The organism is Aestuariicoccus sp. MJ-SS9 (genome assembly GCF_032586235.1).
Lineage (GTDB): Bacteria > Pseudomonadota > Alphaproteobacteria > Rhodobacterales > Rhodobacteraceae > Aestuariicoccus.
The window spans coordinates 22592-32647 of record NZ_JAWHTD010000042.1 but is presented as its reverse complement, the minus strand read 5'-3'; the positions used below and the strand labels follow the sequence as shown (position 1 = coordinate 32647).

Here is a 10056-nt window from a genome sequence, read left to right as displayed (position 1 = left end):
TCAATGCCCTCGGCACCGCCGAGATCATCCGCGTGGCATGATCTCAGCGGGGAAAGGGGCAATCACGCCTCAAGCCCGAGTTCTGCAACAACGCCCGTCGGCGTAGTTCCGATCTAGCTTGATCGCTTTTTCGAGCGCGGCGAGGGCTTTGACTCTACGGCCACTGTGACAGGTATGCCAAGCGAGGTGTACCCGTTCAGACCCTGAGCGTCATAGGAAGATGAAATCCTCCGACCCCAGATCGCCGATAGAAATGCCTTCGACCAGAATGGTATGGCCCTGATACTCGATCAGCGCGCCCTCGGCGGTCTGGCTTATGCTCAGCTCGTCGACCCCGGTCATGCGGAACCGGTCCACCCCGTCCTCGAAGTCGGTGATCACGTCGGCATCGCCGTCCTTGAAGAAGTTCCAGACGAAGAGGTCCGCCCCTTCGCCGCCGGTCATGGTGTCATCGCCATCACCGCCGTTGATGGTGTCGTTGCCGTCGCCACCGTCGATGCTGTCGTCACGCCCTCCGCCGGCTAGGAAATCGTCGCCCGACCCGCCGAGCACCGTGTCGTCGCCTTCGCCGCCGCCGAGGCTGTCGTTGCCCGCGCCGCCGTCCATCAGGTCCGATCCGGTGCCGCCGCCCATGTTGTCGTTGCCAGCGCCGCCCGACACGGTGTCGTCGTTGAACGACGCGCCCATGGTGTCGTTGCCGTCGTTGCCCTGCAGGTCGTCGCTGCCCGCGCCGCCGTTGACCACGTCGTTGCCGTTGCCGCCCTGCATGCTGTCGTTGTCCTGGCCGCCGCCCATGAAGTCGTCGCCCTCGCCGCCGTCCATCACGTCGTCGCCAAGGCCACCGCCCATGTTGTCGTTGCCGTCGCCGCCGTTGACCGTGTCGTTGCCGTCGCCGCCGCCCAGGTTGTCGTCACCGCCCTCGCCGTTCAGCGTGTCCTCGCCAGCCTGGCCGAACAGGCTGTCGTTGCCGTCCCCGCCGCTGATCAGGTCGTCGCCGCCCAGGCCCGCGACCAGATCGTCGCCGTCGGTGCCGGTGATGATGTCGTCGCCTTCGGTCGCTGCGGTGGTCTCCTCCACATCCGTCACGGTGATGGTGAAGCTTTCGCTGTCGATGGCGGCACCGTCGCTGGCCTGGACCGTGACGCTATGGCTCGCTGCGGTCTCGAAATCGAGCGGACCGTCCACAACCAGATTGGCGCCGGACAGCGCAAAGAGCCCGCCGGCATCGTCGGTGAGGGAGTAGCTCAGCGTATCGCCATCGGGATCGGTGGCCTGGACCGTACCTACCACGGCGCCAAGGCCCGCATCCTCGGGAATGGTCGCGCCGCTCAGCCCGGTGATTTCGGGTGGGCCGTTCACGTCCAGAACGGTCAGCCCGACCGGGAACGACCCTATGCCGGCCCCGGGGTTGAGGTCGGCCACCTGGACCGTGCCTGCCGTGGTGCCGTCCGTCACCCAAAGCTCGCTGCCATCGTCGATGGTGGTAGCGGAGAAATAGACCAGCTCTCCTACCGCCGTCAGGTTGCCCGGGTTCGAATCACCGACCCCAGGATTGATGTCGGCCAGAAGCTGGGTGCCCACCGCGGTGCCGTCGGTGATCCAGAGCTCGCGCCCCGAGGCGGCATTGGAGGCGGCGAAGACGACCCTGGATCCGTCGCCGACCGGCGTGAAACCGAACGGGTTGGAAGAGCCGGGCCCGGCATTGATGTCGAGCACAAGTTCAGTGCCCGGTCCAGTGCCGTCGCTGATCCAGAGCTCGCGCCCCGAGGCGGCGTTTGTGGCGGCGAAGACCAGGTCGTTCCCCAGAGGCGTCAGACCGAAGAGGAAGGACGAGCCCGCCCCGGGATTGACATCTGCCACAAGCTGCGTGCCGCCGAAGGTGCCGTCGCTTCGCCACAACTCGTAGCCATTGGTGCCGTCATCGGCGCTGAAATAGGCCACACCGTTCAGCGTGGTCATGACGCCGGGATAAGACCCACCCGCGCCCGGATTGATGTCGCGCACCTGCACCGTGCCCGCGATGGTGCCGTCGGTCGCCCACAATTCCTGGTCGCCGACCGCTCCTGCGTCAGCGGTAAAGAGTATCGTGTCGCCCAGATTCGCATCGGCGAAGAATGTGGGAAAGGACGGTCCAGCTCCCGTGTTCAGATCGGCGAGGATTTGCGTGCCGCCGTTGGTGCCGTCACTGACATGCGGCTCGCTCCCCAGGGACGGATCGTCGGCGCCGAAGAACACCCGATCGCCGAAGAGGGCGTAGCCCGCTGGAAACGAAGAGCCCGCTCCGGGGACGATGTCACGGGTCAGCGTCGTGCCCGCCTCCGTGCCGTCCGTGACCCACAACTCGGTTCCTGACGCGACGGTGGTAGCCACGAAAAAGACCTGCCCGTCCAACGACACCCCTGGAATGGCCGTGGATCCCGCGGGCCCGAATTCCACATCCGCCAGTACACCAGTGCCAGCCGGCGTGCCGTCGGTGATAAACAGCTCCCAGCCGACCGTCCCGTCATCGGCCGCAAAGACCACCTCGTTGCCCAAGGGCACTCCCCCGGGCAAGACGAACGAACCGCCCGCCCCGGCGTTGAGATCGGCCAGCAGCGTCACCCCCGATCCGTCGGGGTTGACCACGTGCGGCTCGTAGCCGAGCGTGCCGTTATCGGCGAAGAAAAACAGGGTCTGCGTCATCGGGTATCCTCCTCTCGGCCTGCCCCCCGGTCTGGGGAGCCGCGCCCGCGCGGTGGGTGCCGGGCGCGTCCTGCAAGGAAACTTATACCCCCGGTCACCGGGGCCGCGTGACAAATGTCAATTCCCTGGGATGGGATGATGCGTCAGAGGAAGGTGAAATCCTCCACCGTCAGATCAGCCGCCGCTACCCCTTCGATCAGCACCGTGTGGCCCTGGTAGTCGATCAGCGCGCCCCCAGCCGTATTGGTGATGTTCAGCGCGGCGACCTTACCTGCGAGCCCAGACCCCGGCGCATTCTCCACCCCGACCATGCGGAAGCTGTCGATACCATCCTCGAAGTCGGTGATGGTATCCTCGTCACCGTCCTTGAAGAAGTTCCACACGAAGACGTCCGCTCCAGAACCGCCGGTCATCGTGTCGTCGCCGTCGCCGCCGTTGATGGTGTCGTTCCCGGTGCCACCGTCAATTCGATCATCGCGTCCGCCGCCGGCCAGGAAGTCGTCGCCGCCGCCGCCCGTGATCACGTCGTTGGCCTCGCCGCCGCCGACGCTGTCGTTGCCTGCACCGGCAGAAATCTGGTCCTGGCCTGCGCCCCCGCCCATGTCGTCGTTGCCGCCGTTGCCCTCGATCGTATCGGCGCCAAAGCTTCCCCCCATCGTGTCGTTGCCATCGCCACCGATCATGGAATCGTCGCCTGGCCCGCCGTTGACCACGTCGTTGTCCTCACCGCCGTCGACAGTGTCGTTGTCCTGGCCGCCTCCCATGAAGTCGTCGCCGGAGCCGCCCTCCATGATGTCGTCGCCGGTGCCGCCGCCCATCAGATCATCGCCAGCCCCACCATCCACGCTGTCTTTGCCGTCCGAGCCGCCGATATTGTCGTCCCCGGTACCTCCAAGGATCAGGTCGTCGCCCGCACCACCGAAGAGCCCGTCATCCCCCGCGCCGCCATCAAGCGTGTCGTTGCCGTCTTCGCCGGTTAGAAGATCGGCATAAGGCGTGCCTGTCAGTTCATCGTCGCCGGACGTGCCGACCAGGGTCACGCCCCCCGTCGGTTCCTCGTCGGAAAGATCATTCACCGTGATCGTGAATGTCGCGCTGTCGCTGAGGCCGCCAGGATCGCTGACCTCGAGAGTGATGTCGTGGCTGGCGGCACTTTCGAAATCCAGCGCTCCGTTGGCCACGAGGTTATTCCCGTCGAGCGCAAAAAGCCCACCGGCGTTATCGGTGAGCGAAAGGCTAAGAGTGTCATCATCAGGGTCGCTGGCCTGAACCGTGCCTATCACGGTGCCCGTCGCGCTGTTTTCATCTACATCGAGCCCGGTCAAGGACAGAAGGGAGGGGGGCTCATTGATGTCATTGACCGTGATCGTGAAAGACGCGCTGTCGCTGAGGCCGCCGGGATCGCTGACCTCGAGAGTGATGTTGTGGCTAGAGGCACCTTCGAAATCCAGCACTCCGTTGACCACGAGACTATTCCCGTCGAGCGCAAAAAGCCCACCGGCGCTGTCGGTGAGCGAAAGGCTGAGCGCGTCGCCATCGGGATCGCTGGCCTGAACAAGGCCCACCAACGTGCCCGTGGCGCTGTTTTCATCTACGTTGGCGCTAGAGAGCCCTGTCAGGGTCGGAGCGGCGTTGGTCGCAAAGGCGGTCAACTGGCCGGGATTGGAAGACCCAGTGCCGGGCACCAGGTCCTCCACCAGATGAGTTCCTTCGGCGGTGCCGTCTGTCACCCAGAGTTCCCGTCCATGGGTGCCGTCGTTGGCCGAGAAATAGACGAGGCCGTTAGCGGCCGTGAAACCGAAGGGCGACGACCCGCCAGAAGGGTCGATATCGGCAAGCAGGTAGGTGCCCGGCGCCGTGCCGTCGGTGATCCAAAGCTCGTCGCCGTGAACACCATCATTGGCCGCAAAGACAAGTCGGGACCCATCGTTTATAGGCGTGAAATGTTCAGGATAGGATCCGTTGGACCCAGGGTAGATATCGATAACCAGAGCCGTTCCGGCATCGGTCCCATCCGAAATCATCAGTTCCTGGCCTTCGCCGGTGGCCGCATCCCCCGAGAAGATCACGGAATTGCTCAAGGGCGTCAGTTCGACGGCATAGAGTGACTGGCTGACACCGATACTTCCGTCCCCCAGAACGGGACCGATCTGATGCGTGCCTTCCGCTGTGCCATCCGACCGCCAAAGATTATTGATATCCGACTGCAGGTAGTAACTCGGAGAGACGGTGAAAAACAGGGTTCCGTTCACGGTAATCAGATCATCCACAACCGGATCTGTCAGCGTGTCGGACAGGTCCGTTTCGAATATCTTGACGAGCTCCGTTCCCGCGGTCGTGCCATCGGTTTTCCAAAGTTCATCGCCCAGGTCGCCAGTGTCGATGGTGAAGAACATCGTGTCGCCGAGAATGGCATCCGCGACAAACCTGGTGTTGGAGGGGTCACTGCCCGGCACCAGGTCCGCCAGCAACTGAGTGCCAGCGGTCGTGCCGTCGCTGACGAAAGGCTCGAAGCCGGTTGCCTCGGTGAGCGCGACGAACAGCAGAGTGCCTTTCAAATCAACGAGATCATCGGGGTAGGATGAGACCGCGCCGGGGAAGATGTCTCTGAGCAGTTGCGTGCCGGAATCCGTTCCATCGGAGATGTAAATTTCCCTGAACGTGTCGGGCGCCCATGCGGAGAAGAACACGTTCCCACCGGAGATGACCAAGCTCTCGGGCGACGCGTCCGTTCCGCCGGCGTAGATGTCACTGAGGCGCGTGGTGCCTGCTGCGGTGCCATCTGTCACGAACAGTTCTTCCCCGTAGACGCCGTCGTCGGCGCCGAAAAAGATCCTGCCCTCGTAAGCAACCGGCCCGGAATAGGAATAAGAGGAGGTCTGCAACCCGGGTTTCAGGTCCACAAGCAGCGTTGCACTGGAACCATCGGCGTTCGTGACGTGGGGTTCATACCCAGCGTCCGGGCTGTTCGCATAGAAAAAAAGTTCCGATCCCATGACAGAGCCTCCCTCAACATATCAAGGCAAAACCCTGGCGGGCCGCAGGTTTGCGTCGCCAAACAAGAAGATCATCCTTGCGTCCGATATCCGGGAACATCTCGCTCGGGGTTTTGATGGCCCGGATTGGCAGAGCGCGCGGGATTGAGCCTCAGGTTTCCTTGTTCTGAAACGCTATCGGCGCCCGGCACGCGCGGCATTGAGAAACATCAATTGCTGTGCCGTCAGCCTGCAGCAACTCAAGCTCTTCTGACGCTACCACTTGGAGTAAAGACGGGCATCGCACCTAGAGTATCGCCGCCAACCGGATGATCTCCGGGGCTGGTTTTTAAGTATCGGAAGGGTGAAGGGTTGCGCATGGAAAGAGGTTGCGAAACTCCTGCCTCTTTCGACCCAAGTTACCCTGAAGTGACCCCAGGGGCGACGCCCAATCAAAACCGTTATGTCATTGGTCTGCCAAGAAGGCTAAGCGGAAACCCCAAGATTCCTGTGGCGATCCTTCGGTTCCAAGTTCGCCATTCACATTGAGAGTGTGTTCCCCCTCGCTCACACACTCGGGAAATTGATTTCCTTGCCAAAAAAACCGAATCAAGCAAAAATCACTTTTTGGCGCGACTAAAACCAGAATGGAGAAGCGAAATGGCCACGTTCGACGCATTGCACTCCAGTATCCCTGTGAATATAGAGGAATTGAACCTTTATTACTATACTTTGAATTTTGATGATTTTAATTTTCTTGATAATATTTTCATCGAAGCGGAAAATGGAGAGGTATACGAAGACTACTTGGTGGTGTATTCTTTTGACGGAATTAACGAAGGTGAACTTCGATTTTTTGGTGAGAATTTTTCCTTTGGCTTTCTGGGGAATATTACTGGGGGCACGGTGCATGCAATTTCAGAAGCATTTTTGAACACCCAATCTGAAATCGAGATCTCATATATCGCTTATGGCTTCGATGTTCCGGCGGTCGACATCTACAACGCAGCGTTAACGCCCGGTACGAACGATGAACTCTCCATCATTCTTGAGGCATTTTCTGGCGATGACTTGGTTCAGCTTTCGGAGTTTGATGACAAGTTCTTTGGGTTCGACGGCAACGACACAATGATCGGAGGTTCGGGAAATGATCAGCTTTTTGGATTTGAAGGAGCGGACTTAATAGACGCTGGAGATGGGTTCGACACGCTGAATGGCGGGGACGGCGACGATAGGTTGCTCGGCTTCAACGGCGACGACAACCTGGACGGCGGCGACGGGAATGACCGGTTGGAGGGTGGCGATGGCGACGACACCCTGAAGGGTGGGGGCGGCCTCGACTTTTTACTGCCGGGCGCCGGCAACGACGTCATCGATGGCGGAGAAAACGCGATCAATGTCATCGACTATTATTACGATGCAGCCGCCTCTGGTATCGCGGTCACGTTCACATCCGAAGACGCAGGTAATATTGATGACGGAATGGGTGGTACTGATATTTTTTCTGGTGCCTTCCATATTCGCGGCACGGAATACGGCGATCAATTTTCAGGAACGGTAGGGCAACAGGTTTTTCTGGCATCCGATGGCATTGATACAATCGATGGTGGCGCAGGACTAGACGACTGGATTGACTATAATCTTACCGTTGATATGGGTGGGTTTCAGGGGGTTGACGTCGATTTCTCAGCAAATAGCTTTGCGGATACCTTTGGAAATCATGATATCGTTTCCAACATCGAAAATATCTGGGGGTCTGAATTTGACGACAGAGTGAGCGGTGAAAATGGAACAAATCACTTTTTTTCTGGTAACGGGGGAAATGACGTTCTGCATGGGCTGGACGGTAATGATACGCTTCAAGGCGGCATTGGTGACGATCTGCTGTCCGGAGGCGATGGCAACGACGTGTTCGTCTATGAATTTCTAGGCCAAGACACCATCGAGAACGGAGCCGGCTCTGAAGATCAGATTCGGCTTTTCATCCTCGGCCCAAATGGAGAACAGCAACTCGGCGGCATGGTGCGCGTTGGCGACGACCTGATTATCTTCGGCTTGTCGGATTCTGAGACCGGACTTTTGGTGGAGGGCGCTTTCGCCGACGCCTCTGCGATCGAGACAATCCTCTACCAGGCAGCCGATGGTAGTTGGGACGGGATTCCAGATAGCTTTTTCACCGTCACACTTCTGGGCGCGGAAGATGCACCGATCACCTCCAACAGCCTTGTTGTCGGGACTAACGCTGATGACACGCTCAACGTCGGCACCGGTGCGGCAAATGACTTGTACGGCGGCAGTGGAAACGACGTGCTAAACGGTAACATTAATTCCGACTGGCTCTACGGGGGGGCGGGCGACGACACACTAACCGGCGGTGCAGGCGACGATAAGCTCCTTGGCGGCGATGGGACGGACACCGCAGTGATCAATGTGAACGAAGGCGACGCCACGATCACCTTCGATGGCAATAGCGCGAGCCTTGAGTCTTCCGAAGGATTTGACGAGCTGGAGGATATCGAGTTCATCCAGTTCCTCGACGGCACCGTCGACCTGACCGGTGACGGTGGCACCGCGGACACAACGGGCGACACGCTGATCGGCACCGAGGGGGATGACAACCTCGAGGGCGGAAACTTCGACGATGCGATCTTCGGCCTGACCGGCAACGACACGTTGAGCGGTCTGGGCGGCGACGACAACATCGGCGCAGCCGCCGGGGACGACCTGGTCTATGGCGGCGGAGGCGACGACTTGATGGGCGGCGGCACCGGCGACGACGTCATGGAGGGCGGCTCCGGCGACGACTTCATGGGAGGCGGCCAGGACAACGACACTGTCGACGGCGGTGAGGACAACGACGTGGTCAACGGCGGGCCAGGCGACGATTCCATGATCGGTGGCGATGGCAACGACACGATGGGGGGAAGCTTTGGCGCCGATACGATCGAGGGCAACGGCGGCAACGACGACATGGGCGGGGGCGCAGGCCAGGACCAGATTTCTGCCGGTGCAGGCAACGACAGCGTCGGCGGCGGCGAGGCCAACGACGTGATCACGGGCGGCGGCGGCGACGACTTCCTGGCCGGCGGCGGACGCGATGATCGAATTGACGGTGGCACCGGGAACGACACCATCAACGGCGGCGACGGCGACGACACGATGACCGGCGGTTCTGGAGCGGACATCTTCGTGTGGAACTTCTTCAAGGACGGTGACGAGGATATCATTACCGACTTCGAGGATGGCATCGACAGCTTCCGCATGGTCGGGGTGGAGAATGCGCCGGGGTCTGGGCTCGCAGGTATGGTCGCCGCGCTGAACATCACCAATACGGCTGGAGGCGCGCTGATCGACTACCAGGGCCACACGGTGCTGATCGAAGGGGTAGCGGCGGCTGATCTGACGGTGGAGGACTTTACCTTCCTTTGACTCATTTCGGCACGGGGGTATCGCCAATGGTCTCGAGGACACTGTCGTAAAGTCGTCCACGGCCTTTGGTGGTCCTGATTGCTGCGTCGGCTGGCATAAATTGTCCTTTCACTGGTTGCGACCCATGCGCGGTCTGCATCCCGGCCGCAGACTTCGGTGTTCTGGCCGGGGCGCTTTGCATTGCGTCGCCGAAGGTCTCCTTGATCCCGGGGCTTTGCAGTGTTCATCCTCTGCATCGGTGGGTCGGCTGGCAGTCTGCCAAGGCAAGAATTACAGATATATTTCCGTGTGTCGCCATTCTTGTCAGGGTGCCGTCTTGGCTTCGACGGGCAGCATGACATGCGCCAGCGGCGTTTCACCCCACATGACATAAGGACCTCCGGCAAAGGGATCGCGTGGGAGATCGGCGAGCATGTCCATGTTCGGAAACAGCATCATCGTATGGGGTCCTTCCTGGACCCATACACCACCGTCGTTGGGATCCATAGCCATCGGATTGTCGTTGTTCACCATGGCGTCGCCCATCAGCATGTAGGACACGCCAACGACGTCAGTCGAAAACGCAGACCCTGAGCCAGCGGCTGCCATCCATTTCATCCAGACGGCATCATTGCACATCGGATGCTGATCCCCGGGGATCAGACCGATGCCCGGCAAGCACACCCACCCGTTCGATCCTTCGCGCAGGATTGTGCCGTCAACATCCATGATCGTGGCGTCATCACTGATATCCGACGGAGCAGCGCTCATGGCACGCGCGATCTTGTCCTCGGCCGTTTCGGCGGCGGCGATCGTGGCGGTGCCGACAAGGGACATGCCAACAACGGCAGTGAAGTTTAATATTTTCGACATTTTGAATTCTCCTGTGATGCATGAAAGGCTGGGCAATACCTGCCTGATCGCGATGGCGTGTGCTTGAGGATAACTTGAGATTATCTTGGTGAATTTCGCGCGGGCGACTAAGGAGAAC

At 60.4% G+C, this 10056-nt stretch carries 4 protein-coding genes; 1 reads left to right on the top strand and 3 read right to left on the bottom strand.

What is annotated here, in order from left to right; genetic code table 11:
- Positions 1-210 precede the first annotated feature (210 nt).
- Entirely contained in the window at positions 211-2682 is a 2472-nt protein-coding gene (locus tag RXV88_RS19445) for an ELWxxDGT repeat protein (protein WP_316295159.1), read from the bottom strand.
- Between the two features lie 143 nt (positions 2683-2825).
- Positions 2826-5678, bottom strand: coding sequence for an ELWxxDGT repeat protein (locus RXV88_RS19440; RefSeq protein ID WP_316295158.1), 2853 nt, complete (start codon positions 5676-5678; stop codon positions 2826-2828).
- Between the two features lie 639 nt (positions 5679-6317).
- On the opposite strand from RXV88_RS19440, the gene RXV88_RS19435 reads away from it, so the two are divergent.
- Positions 6318-9086 carry a calcium-binding protein gene (locus RXV88_RS19435; RefSeq protein WP_316295157.1) on the top strand — a complete coding sequence of 923 codons (2769 nt, stop codon included), beginning with the start codon at positions 6318-6320 and terminating at the stop codon, positions 9084-9086.
- A 303-nt stretch (positions 9087-9389) separates the two neighbouring features.
- Here the strand turns inward: RXV88_RS19435 and RXV88_RS19430 are convergent, their stop codons facing one another.
- Complete coding sequence (locus RXV88_RS19430) at positions 9390-9902, bottom strand: hypothetical protein (RefSeq protein ID WP_316295156.1); 513 nt, start codon at positions 9900-9902, stop codon at positions 9390-9392.
- Positions 9903-10056: the final 154 nt, after the last annotated feature.

What these genes read in the sequence shown, in the direction of transcription:
- RXV88_RS19445 (WP_316295159.1), bottom strand. Translation starts at nt 2,682, where the DNA reads ATGACGCAGACCCTGTTTTTCTTCGCCGATAACGGCACGCTCGGCTAC.
- RXV88_RS19440 (WP_316295158.1), bottom strand. Translation starts at nt 5,678, where the DNA reads ATGGGATCGGAACTTTTTTTCTATGCGAACAGCCCGGACGCTGGGTAT.
- RXV88_RS19435 (WP_316295157.1), top strand. Translation starts at nt 6,318, where the DNA reads ATGGCCACGTTCGACGCATTGCACTCCAGTATCCCTGTGAATATAGAG.
- RXV88_RS19430 (WP_316295156.1), bottom strand. Translation starts at nt 9,902, where the DNA reads ATGTCCCTTGTCGGCACCGCCACGATCGCCGCCGCCGAAACGGCCGAG.